Annotated in this window: 13 protein-coding genes; 8 read left to right on the top strand and 5 right to left on the bottom strand. The window is 44.2% G+C overall.

Features of this window, described 5'->3' with window-relative positions; all coding sequences use genetic code 11:
- Positions 1-35: 35 nt before the first annotated feature.
- On the bottom strand, positions 36-1,079 hold the full coding sequence (locus tag ACT6NV_RS06130; protein ID WP_445386372.1) for an alkane 1-monooxygenase: 1,044 nt from the start codon (positions 1,077-1,079) through the stop codon (positions 36-38).
- A 72-nt stretch (positions 1,080-1,151) separates the two neighbouring features.
- Between ACT6NV_RS06130 and ACT6NV_RS06125 the strand changes: the two genes are divergently transcribed.
- From ACT6NV_RS06125 to ACT6NV_RS06105, 5 genes are all read left to right on the top strand, one after another.
- On the top strand, positions 1,152-4,565 hold the full coding sequence (locus tag ACT6NV_RS06125; protein WP_445386371.1) for a hypothetical protein: 3,414 nt from the start codon (positions 1,152-1,154) through the stop codon (positions 4,563-4,565).
- Complete coding sequence (gene ybeY / locus ACT6NV_RS06120; RefSeq protein ID WP_445386370.1) at positions 4,558-4,974, top strand: rRNA maturation RNase YbeY; 417 nt, start codon at positions 4,558-4,560, stop codon at positions 4,972-4,974. The genes ACT6NV_RS06125 and ybeY overlap by 8 nt, the downstream gene beginning before the upstream one ends.
- Before the next feature lie 2 nt (positions 4,975-4,976).
- Positions 4,977-6,845 carry a tRNA uridine-5-carboxymethylaminomethyl(34) synthesis enzyme MnmG gene (gene mnmG / locus ACT6NV_RS06115; protein WP_445386369.1) on the top strand — a complete coding sequence of 623 codons (1,869 nt, stop codon included), beginning with the start codon at positions 4,977-4,979 and terminating at the stop codon, positions 6,843-6,845.
- A gap of 56 nt (positions 6,846-6,901) precedes the next feature.
- Positions 6,902-7,744 (top strand): class I SAM-dependent methyltransferase, encoded by an 843-nt coding sequence (locus tag ACT6NV_RS06110; RefSeq protein WP_445386368.1) that lies wholly within the window; start codon positions 6,902-6,904, stop codon positions 7,742-7,744.
- Between the two features lie 234 nt (positions 7,745-7,978).
- Positions 7,979-8,485, top strand: coding sequence for an OmpH family outer membrane protein (locus tag ACT6NV_RS06105; protein WP_445386367.1), 507 nt, complete (start codon positions 7,979-7,981; stop codon positions 8,483-8,485).
- A gap of 53 nt (positions 8,486-8,538) precedes the next feature.
- Here the strand turns inward: ACT6NV_RS06105 and ACT6NV_RS06100 are convergent, their stop codons facing one another.
- On the bottom strand, positions 8,539-8,937 hold the full coding sequence (locus tag ACT6NV_RS06100; protein ID WP_445386366.1) for a DoxX family protein: 399 nt from the start codon (positions 8,935-8,937) through the stop codon (positions 8,539-8,541).
- A 13-nt stretch (positions 8,938-8,950) separates the two neighbouring features.
- The gene (locus ACT6NV_RS06095) at positions 8,951-10,102 is read right to left on the bottom strand and encodes a DNA polymerase III subunit (RefSeq protein WP_445386365.1); all 1,152 of its coding nucleotides are present in this window, start codon (positions 10,100-10,102) and stop codon (positions 8,951-8,953) included.
- A 111-nt stretch (positions 10,103-10,213) separates the two neighbouring features.
- Between ACT6NV_RS06095 and ACT6NV_RS06090 the strand changes: the two genes are divergently transcribed.
- The 3 genes from ACT6NV_RS06090 to ACT6NV_RS06080 all read left to right on the top strand — a co-directional run bounded on the left by ACT6NV_RS06090 (position 10,214) and on the right by ACT6NV_RS06080 (position 14,080).
- Complete coding sequence (locus ACT6NV_RS06090; protein WP_445386364.1) at positions 10,214-11,407, top strand: phosphoglycerate kinase; 1,194 nt, start codon at positions 10,214-10,216, stop codon at positions 11,405-11,407.
- A 110-nt stretch (positions 11,408-11,517) separates the two neighbouring features.
- Complete coding sequence (locus tag ACT6NV_RS06085; RefSeq protein WP_445386363.1) at positions 11,518-13,089, top strand: LysM peptidoglycan-binding domain-containing protein; 1,572 nt, start codon at positions 11,518-11,520, stop codon at positions 13,087-13,089.
- Positions 13,090-13,099: 10 nt separating this feature from the next.
- Positions 13,100-14,080, top strand: a complete 981-nt coding sequence (locus tag ACT6NV_RS06080) for a DUF4837 family protein (RefSeq protein ID WP_445386362.1) — start codon at positions 13,100-13,102, stop codon at positions 14,078-14,080.
- A 74-nt stretch (positions 14,081-14,154) separates the two neighbouring features.
- On the opposite strand, the gene ACT6NV_RS06075 is transcribed toward ACT6NV_RS06080, so the two are convergent.
- Both ACT6NV_RS06075 and ACT6NV_RS06070 read right to left on the bottom strand, forming a co-directional pair.
- Complete coding sequence (locus tag ACT6NV_RS06075; RefSeq protein WP_445383567.1) at positions 14,155-14,325, bottom strand: DUF6747 family protein; 171 nt, start codon at positions 14,323-14,325, stop codon at positions 14,155-14,157.
- Between the two features lie 186 nt (positions 14,326-14,511).
- A complete protein-coding gene (locus ACT6NV_RS06070; protein WP_445386361.1) occupies positions 14,512-14,682 on the bottom strand; it encodes a DUF6747 family protein in 171 nt (56 codons plus the stop codon).

Raw genomic sequence — 14,682 nt, 5'->3', positions numbered from 1 at the left:
AAAGATACGGCTGCAAACCGAAGAAACAAGGCTTCTCAGGCGGGTTTCATGGCCTCCGGAATCCTGGGGTTCATGATCCGAAACCAAAGTGGGGGGATCAGCGCCAGAACCATGGAGGTAGGATATCCGAAAGGCATATCCGGGGATTTGCTGTGATAGTCCAGCAATTGATATTTTTTGGAGGATTTATAGTGATGATCGCTATGGCGCGTTAGTTCATACAGGACAATCCTTCCTACCAGGTGATTGCTGTTCCAGGAATGAATCTCCTCTACCCTTTCGTATCTGCCGGAGGGAAGCTTTTTTCGAAGAAGCCCGTAATGTTCAATATAGTTGACAGTTTCCAGCAGCAGGAAACCGATTACGGCACAAAGGATGGCGAAACCGACAATCTCAATTCCAAATACGGCCCAGAGCAGCAAGAGGTATCCTGTTTGAAAAAGACTGAACCAGAACATATTGTTTTCTAAGGAAAGAAAGTGCTTATTCCCGGATTGAAGCAGCTTTATTTGAATTTTCCAGGCATTTACATATTGCCTGATTACCGAGGTGATCCAAAAGGAATATACTGACTGGTTATACCGGGCCGTTGCGGGATCTTCAGGGGTTGCCGCGTGCATGTGGTGGCCAAAATTGTGTTCCACGTAAAAATGCATATACAGACTGGGTAATAGCAATATTTTTCCAAGAAGGCGTTCGATCCCTGATTTTCGGTGCCCGAGCTCGTGCCCTACATTAATTCCATTAGTACCCAGTACGATACCTACTGAAAAGGCAATCCCGATGTACTCGTAAATTGGATGAACGCTGTTGGCAATGTTATTGAAGGCAAACCCCAGCAGTAGCGCTATAATGGGAATGTTCAGATATAATAACCAATCAAAAACAGGGTTGATTCCATCTGCCGCTTTTTCTGCCGGGGAAGTATTGGCCGGGTCCTCGGGAAGCAGCATTTCCAGGAGTGGGATAAATACAAAAGCATAAACGGGGGTGAGAAAAGCGTAATATCCTCCCAGGCTGATTCCTACCCAGGCGGTAAGGGGGATACTAAATGCAGCAAGGTATTTAAACTCCTTCATCTTGCCTTTTAACATGTTTTTGGCCCCCGAATTGGCGGCATCGTACTATCTTGGTAATAAATATACTTGATTTTGCAAAGTTATCAACATATCATCAGGAAACTGGAAGCCTTTCTGAATCAATACTATATCCGGGAATTGATAAAAGGGGGTTGCCTTTTTGTTTTTAGCCTGGGGATGGCTGTAGTAGTATCCAGCGTTCTCGAGTATTTATTGTGGATGGGCAGCGGCTTCAGGACCATGCTTTTCTGGGGGATGCTGCTACTCTTTGCAATATTGGCGTATCGGTATCTGATCGTCCCGATTTTACAATTATTCCGGATTAAAAAAGGCCTTAGCTATGAGCAGAGCGCCAGGTTAATTGGCAGGCACTTTCCCGAAGTGGCAGATAGGCTCCAGAATTTGCTGGAGCTGGCCGGCAACAAGGAAAAATCCGATTTGTTACTGGCAAGTATCGAACAGCGGTCAGCCGGGCTTAGGGAAATCCCATTTACAAAAGCTATCCCGCTAAAGGAGGGTTATAAATATATTCGGTTTGTTGTGGTTTTGGCAGGGATAGGTGTGCTTATCTGGGTCAGCGGAAAGGGCCTTGAGCTATTTCAATCGTATAAGCGTGTAGTGCAGTACGATATGGCTTTTGAGGCCCCGGCCCCGTTTGCGTTTGCAATTTTAAATAAAAACCTAAGGACACAGGAAGACAAACCTTTTATTCTCAGGGTACGAACAGAAGGCAAGGTTCAGCCAGAATCCGTATCGGTGATTATAGGGGATAAGCCCTTTATAATGGAAGATAAGGCAAGTGAATTTGAATATACATTTCGGCCTCCGTTAAAGACACAAAACTTTTATTTGCTTGCAAACGGATTGAGGAGTGGTCCCTACACATTAGAGGTATTTGAAGTGCCTGTGGTAGATCGATTTGAAATGGAACTGAAATACCCTGCATATTTAGGGATGGATAACAAAACGATCAAAGGTACTGGAAATGCATCTGTACCTGAGGGCACCCAAATTGAATGGGAAATTTCAACGGTACATACAGAGGCGTTAAAGTATTCAGACAGGGATACTTCCTTTGTCCTGGAGGCAGATAACAATCAGTTTGTAGTAACTAAAAAGCTGTTTAAAGACAATGAGTATTCTATGACCACTTCCAACAGCAATGTCAGGGATTATGATCATATGCGATATACCATCGAGGTAGTGCCGGATCTTCGGCCGGAAATACGCGTAAAAATGGTCAGGGATTCGATCAATCCGAATACAGCTTATTTTATGGGGGAGGCACTGGATGACCATGGCTTGAGAAAGCTAGAGCTGGTTTATTACGCTGAAGGTCAGCCGGAAGATGAGCACGTTAAAGTTGAGATAGCAAAGGAAGGTGGTGTTTTCAGACAATTTTATTATACGTTCCCATCCGGATTGGAGCTCGAAGCTGATCGCAATTATGTCCTGTATTTCGAGGCTACCGATAATGACGGATTAAGGGGTGGAAAACGGGGTCGCAGTGAGGAATTTTATATGCGTTTATTGGGCACAGAGGCTCTTGAAAATGTGCGACTGGAGTTGGATAAGGAGCTTATTGAGAATTTCGATAAAACCAGAGAATCCATTAAGAAAAGCGAGAAAGAGTTGGAGCAGCTGCTGGATGACCAACGCGAGAAGTCTTCATTGAATTTCGAGGATGAAAGGGAATTGGATCAATTCCTGCAAAAGCAGATCAGGCAGGAACGGCTGATGGAGAAGTTCAGTAAGGCGCTTTCCGAGAATATGCAAAAGGAGGACCAGGTGGAAAAGGACGAATTGCTAAAGGAGCGTCTTGAGCGGCAGGAGGCAGAGGCCAGACGAAATGCCGAGATGATGGAGGAGATGCGCAAGGTTTTGGATAAGCTCGATAAGGAAGCTTTGCAGGAAAAGCTTGAAGAAATCGCAAAGCAACAAATAGGGAAGGAACGCAGCCTCGAACAGTTACTTGAATTGACCAAACGGTATTATGTAGAACAGAAGGCAGCACAGTTGAGCCGGGAATTGAACAAACAAGCGGAACGTCAGGAGCGGCTATCCGAAAATGAAAATTTAAGGGAGCAATTAAGAAAAGGGGAACAAAAGAAATTGAAGGAGGAATTCGAAGATTTAAAAGAAGAACTGAAGGAGCTGGAAAAGGACAACCAGGATTTGAGAAAGCCGCTGCCGTGGTCAAGGGATGAGAATAAGGAACAGCAGATCAGTTCGGAACAAGAGGGAGCCGAAAAGATAATTAATGAGGCCAGATCAGATGATAATGAAAACAATAAGGATGCTGAGAAGGCAAATAAAAAGCAGAAAGCTGCCGCCCGGAAGTTAAAGGAGCTTTCCGATTCACTTCAATCTGCAGGGGCAGCCGGCGGAGAGAGTACTATGGCAGAAGATGCGGAAATGTTAAGGCAAATCCTGGATAATTTAGTGGTGTATTCCCTGGAACAGGAAACCCTGTTCGAAAGTGTTACAGATTTTAATGGTGACCAGGTGAGGGGCAGTAGCTATACGCGAAAACAACAGCAACTGCGAAAGCTGTTTGAACATGTGGATGATAGTCTTTTTGCTTTATCTCTCCGGAAAGCCGAGATCGCCGAAAAAGTGAATAAGGAAATTACGGACGTTTATTATAATACGGATAAGGCACTTAAAAGTTTTAGCGAGAACCAATGGTATAGGGGAGCTTCCTACCAGCAGTATGTACTTACTGCTTCTAATGAATTAGCGGCTTTTTTGGCGGATGTGCTGGATAATATGCAGGAATCATTAAAGCCTGGTAAGGGTTCAGGGGGTGGGAAACAATTGCCGGATATAATTATGAGTCAGGAAGAGTTACAACAGCAAATGCAGGGGTCATCATCTGGTAAAAGTGGGAGTCAGGGAGAATCAGGAGAAGAGAAGGGAGAAGGGGAAAGTAAAGACGGTGAATCGCAGGGAGGCAAAAGAGATGGAGGAGGCGAAGGCTCAGAGGGAGAAAAGAAGTCTGAAGAGGGTTTAGGCAAGGGAAGTGGTCAGGAAGGAAATGAAGGGAACCAGGGCGGGACAGATGAACTGGGATATGAAGAGGTATATGAAATCTATAAGAAGCAGCAGGAAATAAGGAGAGAGCTGGAAAAGCAATTAGAAGACATGATTATAGAGGCTGATAAAGATTTAGCTAAGAAAATTGCGGCCGAAATGGAGCAATTCGAAAATGAATTACTGCGAAGCGGGATAACAAATAAAACCATAAATAGGTTGAATAGAATACAGCAACAATTAATGAAGCTGGAAAATGCGGCTATGGAACAGGGGGAGGAGAACAGAAGAAAAAGCAATACGAATAAAGAAGCATTTACAGGACCACTAACAACCCCACCGGAAGTATTTAGAAAACAATTGATTGACGTTGAGTTGTTAAACAGACAAGTATTACCTTTGCGGCGCATTTACAAAAGAAAAGTCAAGGAGTATTTCAAGGATAATGATTGAATTCTTTTATGAAACAACGGTCGAGGTAGACGAACTTAAATATACCGATTGGATTATTGGGTGTGTAGGAGCTTATGGAAAAAGTATAGATTATTTAAATTATATCTTTTGTGATGATGAATATCTGTTGGAAAAGAATAAGCAGTATTTAAGTCATGATTATTACACAGATATTCTAACCTTTCCATACGAGAGCCAAAAAGGTATTGCAGGCGATATTTTTATATCGGTTGATAGAGTGAAGGAGAATTCGAATTTATACAACAGTTCAAGTAAAGAGGAATTGAGAAGGGTAATGATACACGGAGTACTTCATTTAATGGGCTTTGGAGATAAAAGTAAAAACGAACGGGAGGAGATGAGGAAGGAAGAGGATGCCTGCCTGATATTGTTCCACGTGAAACATTAAGTATGTTTTCAGAAGAGTATGACGTTATAGTAGTTGGAGGTGGTCATGCAGGTTGTGAAGCCGCAGCTGCAGCTGCTAATATGGGTTCACGGACGCTGTTAGTGACCATGAATCTTCAGACAATTGGCCAAATGTCTTGCAACCCGGCTATGGGGGGTATTGCAAAAGGGCAGATTGTACGTGAGATTGATGCCCTTGGGGGATATAGTGGCGTTATAACAGATAAGTCAGCAATTCAGTTTAAAATGCTGAATAAATCCAAGGGGCCTGCAATGTGGAGCCCGAGGGCCCAGAATGATCGAATGCGGTTCGCCGAAGAGTGGCGCCTTGCATTAGAGCGAACAGATAACCTGGATTTCTATCAGGAAATGGTTCGTGGGCTACTGGTTAAAAATGATCGGGTAGTTGGAGTTAGGACATCTTTGGGTCTGGATATTTTTGCTAGGGCAGTAGTACTAACCAATGGAACCTTTTTAAATGGATTAATTCATATTGGCGATAAACAATTCGGTGGTGGCCGGGCTGGCGAAAAGGCGGCTACAGGAATTACCGAGCAATTAGAGGAAATTGGTTTTCAATCAGGGAGGATGAAGACTGGAACACCCCCCAGGGTGGATGGAAGAAGCCTGGATTATAGTAAAATGATTGTGCAGCCCGGTGATGAAGACCCGGGAAATTTTTCTTATCTAAGCACACAGGTTCTGAAAAACCAGCGGGATTGTCATATGACTTATACCAGCGAACAGGTACATGATTTGTTGCGCGAGGGTTTTGATCGGTCACCTATGTTTAATGGGCGAATCAAAAGCATAGGTCCGAGATACTGTCCTTCCATAGAAGACAAAATCCACCGGTTTAAGGACAAGGATCGTCACCAGATATTTGTTGAACCAGAGGGATGGAATACAGTCGAAGTTTACGTAAATGGTTTTTCTACTTCTTTGCCAGAAGATATTCAGTTCCGAGCTTTGAAATCCGTGGCGGGTTTTGAAAAAGTAAAATTCTTCAGGCCGGGTTACGCTATTGAATATGATTATTTCCCCCCTACCCAATTAAAGCACACCCTGGAAACGAAGCTTATCAGTAACCTGTATTTTGCTGGGCAGATTAACGGAACAACTGGGTATGAGGAAGCAGCCTGTCAGGGGTTGATTGCAGGAGTAAATGCTCATTTAAAATTAAACGAGAAAGAGGCGTTTATTTTAAGGAGGGATGAGGCCTATATAGGAGTTTTAATTGATGATCTAATAACCAAAGGAACAGAAGAGCCTTATCGCATGTTTACATCCAGGGCTGAATACAGAACGCTCTTAAGGCAGGATAATGCAGATTTGCGCTTAACAGAAATAGGCTATAGACTTGGATTGGCAAGTGAAGCCAGGTTGAAAAAGGTAGAGAAGAAGCAGAAGGAATCTGAGGACCTGGTAGGGTTTTTTAAGAAAACAAGCTTCAATCCAAACGAAATAAATCCAATTCTTGAATCTGTAGGCTCAAAGAAAGTGAGCCAGGGGGATAAGCTTTATAAAGTATTCGCCAGACCCAGAATTGGAATAGGCCATATGCTCAAAGTGCAGGACGTAGCGGATTATGTGAATGGTAATAAGCTGGGCGCAGAAGTGCTGGAGCAGGCAGAAATTGAAGTTAAGTATTCGGGTTACATAGCCAAGGAAAAAACGAATGCTGATAAGTTACAGCGCTTAGAAAATATTAAGATACCTGAGAATTTTAATTATAGAAAACTTGCCTCGCTTTCTTATGAGGCAAGGGAAAAATTAGAGGCGATTCGTCCGGCTACGCTTTCTCAGGCGTCCCGGATAAGCGGAGTGTCTCCCAGTGATATCAGTGTGTTACTGGTCTATTTGGGGCGTTAGGTTCCACGTGGAACATTCCATTATTTATAAACTTCAAATAAACTGATACTCTTCATTTGACTAAGGAATCCCTGCAAATAAAGGACCATTTGGTGAGCGGAGAATCATTCCGATTAAAGCCTCATCCGGAAACGGGGGTATTACAAACCCAGCCCGTACCCAAGGATTTGGAAACCTATTATCAGTCATCCGACTACATTTCGCATAGCGATAACCCGTCCGGCCTGATGGGATTTTTATATAAAATAGTAAAAGGACAAAACCTGCGCAGGAAGATAAGGCTGATCAACAAGCTTGCAGGATCCAAAGGAAAACTACTGGATATTGGTTCAGGCACAGGATCATTTCTTGAAAGCGCGCAAATGGATGGATGGACCGTTTTCGGAGTAGAACCGAATAAAGCGGCCAGGAATTTATCCCAGAAAAAAAAGCTGTCGATTGTATCAGATATCGAGAATCTATCGGAAGTAAAATTTGAAGTGATTACGCTTTGGCATGTTTTAGAACATGTTCCGGATCTTGAAAAATATATTCGATTCTTTAAGGAGCGCTTGCAAGCAGAGGGTGTTTTGATTCTGGCCCTTCCAAATCACAATTCTTTTGATGCCAAATATTATAAAGAGAATTGGGCCGCTTACGATGTGCCAAGACACCTATGGCACTTTTCAAAGGATTCTGTTGAAAAAGTATTTGAACCGATGGGCTTTGTAATGGAGCAGATTATACCAATGTGGTTTGATGCTTTTTATGTGAGCTGGCTGTCTGAGAAATACAGGGGAAACCGGCTTGCGCCATTGTTCGCATTTTTTCTGGGGCTGCTTTCAAACCTTAGCGGCTTAGGCAGCAAGGAGTATTCTTCTCACATATACATTCTTAAAAAGGCATCTAAGGCCAAATAAGCCTTTATAAGCCCACTTCTCATTCCTAATAGCGGATTATATATCCTTATCTTTTTGGCTCGAATAGGGGGCGGAAATAATGGCCACAACAAATAGACAAAAACAATTATATATTAAGTATAATATAGATAAACCTTATAGTGGGCTTAATGTGCTATTTGAAATTAACAAGTTTTTCGGGGTCGATCTGAAAAGCTTTTCTATTTTTGCGAGCTAATTGACAAAACAGGAATCATGAGAAACGTATTAATATTAATAGCTGTATTTATCTTGGCGGGTTGCCAGCAAGATAAAATTGCTTTTGTGGACAATGTAAAGTTGATGGATGGCTATCAGCGAAAAATTGATGTTGAAGCTGCCTACCAGCAAAAATCACAGGTCTTTGCTCAAAAGAGGGATAGTATTTCCCAGGCTTTCCAGGCGGAAGCTCAGATGATGCAAAGTAAATCCAAGGGAATGTCTGATCAAAAGGCACAGGAAGAATATGGAAACCTGCAACAACGTGCGCAAATGATTGGGCAGCAGCTGCAGCAGGAAGAACAGCGGATGCAGCAGCAAGGGCAGGTGCAGATGGACAGCGTTGTATCACTCGTAAAAGAGGCCATTAAGTCTTACGGAGAGCAAAACGGATATACCTTTATTTTAGGAGGTGGTGATGGAGGAGGGGTCCTCTACGGCGCTGAAGCCAAAGATGTAACAGAAGAAGTGCTGCAGTTGCTAAACGAAGGGTACAAGAAATAACGAGCTTTTGTAACAGATAAAAGTATAGACCCCTCGCATAAGTGAGGGGTTTTTTATGCAGACAGAAGGAAGACCAGAAAAACGGTTGGAATAAAATACACGATTATGGTCCTGGCCCCTTCATAATCTTTTGCAATGCGTTGCCCGAATAACAGCATCAACAAGGTTATAGCCGAAAGGACGGCTCCGTAAAGCGCCAGGCTCGCGTCATCATTAAAGGCTAATTGATAAATTCCCAGCAGACACAGCAGCCCTGAAACAATTTCAAATACCAATAGGATTCCGAGTAAGGCCGGAACCATATTTTTAAAAGGGGACTCAGCGAAATGCCCTTTTAGCCAGGACAGGTTTCCGCTCCAGTCCGTTAATTTATCCCAGCCGCTCTGCAAAAGGGTTATCAGCAGCATCAGCAAAATTAAAATTTCGGTAATGTTAGACAGAATTGTTTTCATTATTGGTGTTTGCTCAGGCGGCCTTCATATGTAAAAGCCTGGTTAACTTTATAGAAAGATCGGTAAAAACGATTTTGGCATTGCCGTTTCGGCTGATGTGGTAGATGGCAGATTCCAGCTCACGCACCATGGGTTGTACATTATTCTCATGCACAAAAGGGGCAAATTTCTGGAGGTTAAAATCTTCCTGGTGGATGTTGATGTATACCAATTCATTTACACGGTAATTCAGCAAAAGCGCCTGACGAATCAGCGTAAGGCAATACGACAGGAATTTTTTCTGAGTTTCCCTGCCCGTTTTCGCGATTTCCTCACTCCACAGGATCAGTTCGTGTACCGCGGCCTTGTTACCTTTGGCCTTAAAAGCGGTGCGGGTCCACTGAATAAACCATTTCTCAAAAACAAGGTCTTCAGAATCGTTTAGTAGTAAATCAAGCGCCTTGTTAAAATTGCCATTCGCCTCATGGGCAACCTGTGTGGCCTCGTCCCGGGATGACCCTTTTTTGATGAGCCCTTCTGCAATAACCTGTTCTGGCAGGGGCGGGAAATGCAGTACCTGGCAACGGCTGCTAATGGTTTGCAACAATTGCTCCTCGTCTTCTGCTACCATAAGAAGCACCGTATTTTCCGGAGGCTCCTCAATTAGTTTAAGCAGCTTGTTGGCGGCGGCATTGTTCATCATTTCTGCCATCCAGATAATCATGATTTTATACCCGCCTTCGTAAGGTTTCAGACTGAGTTTTTTTACAATGTCATGTGCTTCGTCCACTCCAATCTGACCTTGTTTTTTCTCTACTCCAATGCTCTGGTACCAGTCAAAGAGGTTTCCGTATGGCTGTTGATCTATAAACTCCCGCCATTGCTTTATGTAGTGGTCGCTTACTGCATGGCTTTTAACGGTGCCGGAGTTGGCCACAGGGTAGGCAAAATGCAGATCAGGATGCATCAGCTTGTCACATTTGGCATTACAGCCTGGCTGTCCTCCCGTATTTTCTCCATTTCGATTGGCACAAAGCAAATATTGCGCATACGCAATGGCTATAGGAAGCGTACCACATCCTTCAGGGCCCACGAATAATTGGGCATGAGGAACCCTGCCGTTATCAGCTGAAGTGGTGAGGTGCTGCTTCAGATGCTGAAGCCCTAAAATATCCGAAAAACGCATTGGTTCAAAGATACTATTTTTGCCATAGCCGGATTAAAAATTTATAATGCAAGGCACCGATACACGGGCATTATTGGTTATTTTCGTACTCCTCAATAAAACAGATAATTCATGAAGACGATAGACGATTTTAATTTTGAAGGGAAGAAAGCCCTGATCCGGGTAGATTTCAATGTACCCCTAAATGAAGACTTCGAGGTGACCGACACCAATCGGATAGAAGCTGCAAAGCCCACAATTATTAAGGTGCTCGAAGATGGAGGCAGTGCCATTCTGATGAGTCATCTGGGTCGCCCTAAAGGACAACCCAGCCCGGAGCTTTCCCTCTCTCATATTTGTGATGCTGTATCGGATATCATCGGAGTTGAAGTTAAGTTTGTTTCTGATTGTATTGGTAAAGAAGTTGAAGAAGCCGTCTCTCAATTGGAAGATGGAGAAATATTACTGCTCGAAAACCTGCGTTTCTATGAGGAAGAAGAAGCGGGAGATCCGGATTTTGCAAAGCAACTGGCCCAATGGGGAGATATCTACGTGAACGATGCCTTTGGTACGGCACACAGGGCGCATGCATCCACAACAGTGGCAGCTTCCTTTTTTGGGGATCAAAAATGCTTTGGGTACCTGCTTGCTAAAGAAATCAAGGCTATCGAAACGGTTATGAAGACGGGGAAAAAACCAGTAACCGCCATTCTGGGCGGGGCAAAGGTCTCGAGTAAAATTACCATAATTGAAAACATCCTGGATAAAATTGACCATCTGATCATCGGCGGCGGTATGACCTACACTTTTGTAAAAGCCCGTGGAGGTAAGGTGGGAGATTCCATCTGTGAGCCCGATAAAACGGAACTTGCCCTCTCTATTCTCGAAAAAGCCAAAGCGAAAAATGTAAGGGTACATTTGCCCGTAGATGTTATTGCCGCAGACGCTTTTAGCAATGACGCCCAAACCAAAGTGATGCCCGTAGACCAAATAGAAGCTGGCTGGCAAGGGCTGGATGCGGGTCCGGAAACCCTGGAAATTTTTAAGAAAGTAATCCTGGAATCAAAGACGATTCTTTGGAATGGCCCGGTTGGGGTGTTTGAAATGGAGCAATTTTCCAAAGGGACTATTGCAGTTGGGAATTACATTGCGGAAGCCACAGATAAAGGGGCATTTTCCCTTGTTGGGGGAGGTGATTCGGTAGCTGCAGTAAAGCAGTTTGGTTTTGAATCCCTGGTAAGCTATGTTTCCACAGGGGGCGGCGCCATGCTGGAAAGTCTGGAGGGGAAAGTCCTTCCCGGGATAGCGGCCATTTTGGAAGACTAAGTCAAAGGAGGCTTTCCCTAAGGCTTAAGAGCACTTTAAGAGTCTAAATTTTATTCTTTACCAAAAATGACCGATTTTAGATTGCGGTACTCTTTACATTCCAAGACCCTATGAGAATTCTGTGTTTTTTGAGTTTACTGTGCCTGGCAGGAACGCTTTCAGGACAGGACGTCCGAGCTGGTAAATCTGACGGTTCTGAAAAGGATTCGCTATTGTCAAAAGGCAACCAGAAACTGATTGTGGATGCCCCCGTAATTGAATTGGAAACCCGGGATTCTTTGGTGCTGAGGGATTTGGAGGCAGCTTCACGATACGACAGCCTGTGGCTGGAGGAATTATTTGCTTCCGGGCAGGGCTTTCCGGAAATGTTTGCAGGGGTTCAGCAGGCTGGAAGCGATACAATACCTGGATTAAAACAGCTGGTAGATACCGAAACCCTCAAGGCCCGCCTGGCGCTTTTGAATAATAAAACCCCTTTTAATATTGAATACAACCCATCCATTGAGGGCGTGATCAACTCTTTCCTGATCCAGAAAAGGGACCTAATGCAGCGCATGCTAACCGCCAGTCAGTTCTATTTCCCGCTTTTTGAGGAAGCTCTAGACAAATACGACCTGCCGCTGGAATTAAAATACCTCGCCATAGTGGAATCTGCCCTTAACCCACGTGCTAAATCGCGGGTGGGTGCCACCGGGCTCTGGCAGTTTATGTATGGAACCGGAAAAATGTACGGCCTGGATGTGAGCAGCTATGTGGATGAAAGGAGTGATCCGATAAAGGCAACAGAGGCAGCCTGTAAATACCTCTCCAAATTATATGAAATATTCGGAGATTGGGACCTGGCCCTTGCCGCATACAACTCGGGTCCTGGAAATGTGAACAAAGCCATCAGAAGGTCAGGAGGGTATCAGAACTACTGGAATATCCGCCGAAACCTGCCGAGAGAAACGGCAGGTTATGTGCCGGCATTTTTTGCCACCATGTACATTTTTGAGTTTGCAAAAGAGCACGGGCTGGAATATACCAAAGCGGATCGCCCCTATTTCGAAACAGATACGGTTAAAGTCAAATCCACCATAACGTTTGAACAAATTTCAAAGTACAGCGGGGTGAGCATGCAAGAGCTTAAAGTTCTGAATCCTGCCTATAAACTGAACATTATTCCGGAAATTTCAGGAAAGGACTACTACCTCAGACTGCCCAAGAAAAACCTTGGGTTATTTGTAAACAATGAAACCGCTATTTATGCGCAGGTAAAGGATGACCTGGCTAAAAGAGAATCCCCCCTGCCCCAGTTGGTCCAGGCAGATGATCGCATACGGTATCGGGTCCGGAGTGGGGATTACCTCGGAAAAATAGCTGAACGCTACGGCGTGGGGGTTAGTCAGATCAAAAGGTGGAATGGATTGCGAAGCAATGACCTCAGAATTGGACAACGCCTGACCATTTATCCCAGAAAGCCGGTTACAAGTGTGCAATCTGAGGCCCAAAAAGCCGCCGCCACATCCTCAGGTACTCCTGATGGCCCTAAGGTTCATGTTGTGGAGAAAGGGGATTCCCTCTGGACTATTTCACAGAAATATCCCGGCGTGTCTGTAGAGAATTTAAGAGAATGGAACGGGATACGCGGCAACAACCTGCAACCGGGCACCCGTTTGAAGTTATGTAATTGTTCATCGTAAAAATATTAGCATGAAAGTAGTGAGAATTGTGTTGTTGGCTTTGCTGATTTGTGTTTCCTGTAAAGAAGGACCTAAAAAGAAGTATAAACCGGCATCTCTGGGGGCAATCAATACCCTGGCCGTTGTAATGGATAACGACCTGTGGGAAGGGGCTGTTGGAGATAAGGTCCGGGAACATTTCGCAGCCCCTGTACTGGGGCTCACCTGGGATGAACCCTTGTTTAACCTGGAACAAATGCCCCCCAGTGTATTTACAGGTACAACCCGGCACCGACGGGCGGTTTTATATATTAACAGGGACAGCTTATCCGGAGCGCAGGTACAGACGGATTTATATGCCGCCCCACAAAAGGTAGGCGTCATAAAGGCCCCATCAGATTCAGCCCTGATCAGTACTATTGACACCTATGCCCATCAGGTTATAGCTGCCATTCGCGAGATGGAGCTCGAGGAGGCCCAGCAACGATTTTTTCGTTCGCTGAGTAAGGAAACTGTATTGGAAGAAAAATTCGGGATTTCCCTGAGACTCCCCTCCCTGTATATGGTTGGCAAGCAGGAAGAAAATTTTGTGTGGATCGATCGCGAAATACAGAAGGGCAGCATGAATATTATCGCCTATGAAATGCCTGCAGACAGTTTTCAATCCGATTCAACTTTTATCCGTGATATCGTAAGCATGCGCGATTCAATCGGCAAGAAGTATATCCCCGGGCCTGATATTCCAGACCGAATTACGTATATGGGAACAGAAAAGGCATTTGCCCCTTATGTGTTTCCGGCCGAAATCGGAGGGAAAAAGGGCGTGGAGGTACGAGGGATCTGGGAGGTGGTAAACTACCCTATGGCCGGCCCCTTTCTTACCTATATCATCAATGACAGCGTAAACAATCGCAGATTGGTTCTCGAGGGATTCACCTTTGCACCTTCCACCAATAAGCGTGATTATATGTTTGAGCTGGAAGCCATCCTGAAAACCGTTAAGTTCAAGTAACCGGCAATTCCGGCCATAAAAAAACCCCCGATCAACGGGGGGTCTTTTGTATTGGTTGTTTGGTATAATATTGCTTAATCAAAGGCAAAGCCTGTAGAAACCCTGAAAATAAAGGCGTACATCGTTAACAGCCACAGGGCAAAACAAAACCAGGAAAAGGCTTTGAAATACTTCTGCAGAAATAAGTTTGTCCAGTTTTTAAAGGCTTCCACGTAGATTTCTTTTACGAGTAATAGTTTTTCCATAAGCTTTCAAGTTCTTTATAATGTCCGCTACAAAGATGCTTGAGAACATAGGGAATGTTGCATTAATCGGTTAAAACACTGAAAAATTAGCTATAAGCCCTGAGGGGTTATTAGAATATCCATGAAAGGACGAAAAACAGGATGAATGACTTGGGTCAAAAGCGTACCTGTTAGTTTTTCACAGGCCTAATCGAAGGCAAATCCGGTGGCAATCCGATAGATGAAAGCATAAAGCACGATCGCATAGCAAAAGAAGCAGAACCAGAAAAAGGCCTTATATGCATTACGCAGGATAAAAGAGCCAATTGCCTTGAAGGCCTCATCGTATAATTGTCGGAAGAGTAGAAGTGATTTCAT

Source organism: Robiginitalea insularis, assembly GCF_052497835.1.
This window is presented reverse-complemented; position numbering and strand designations above follow the sequence as displayed.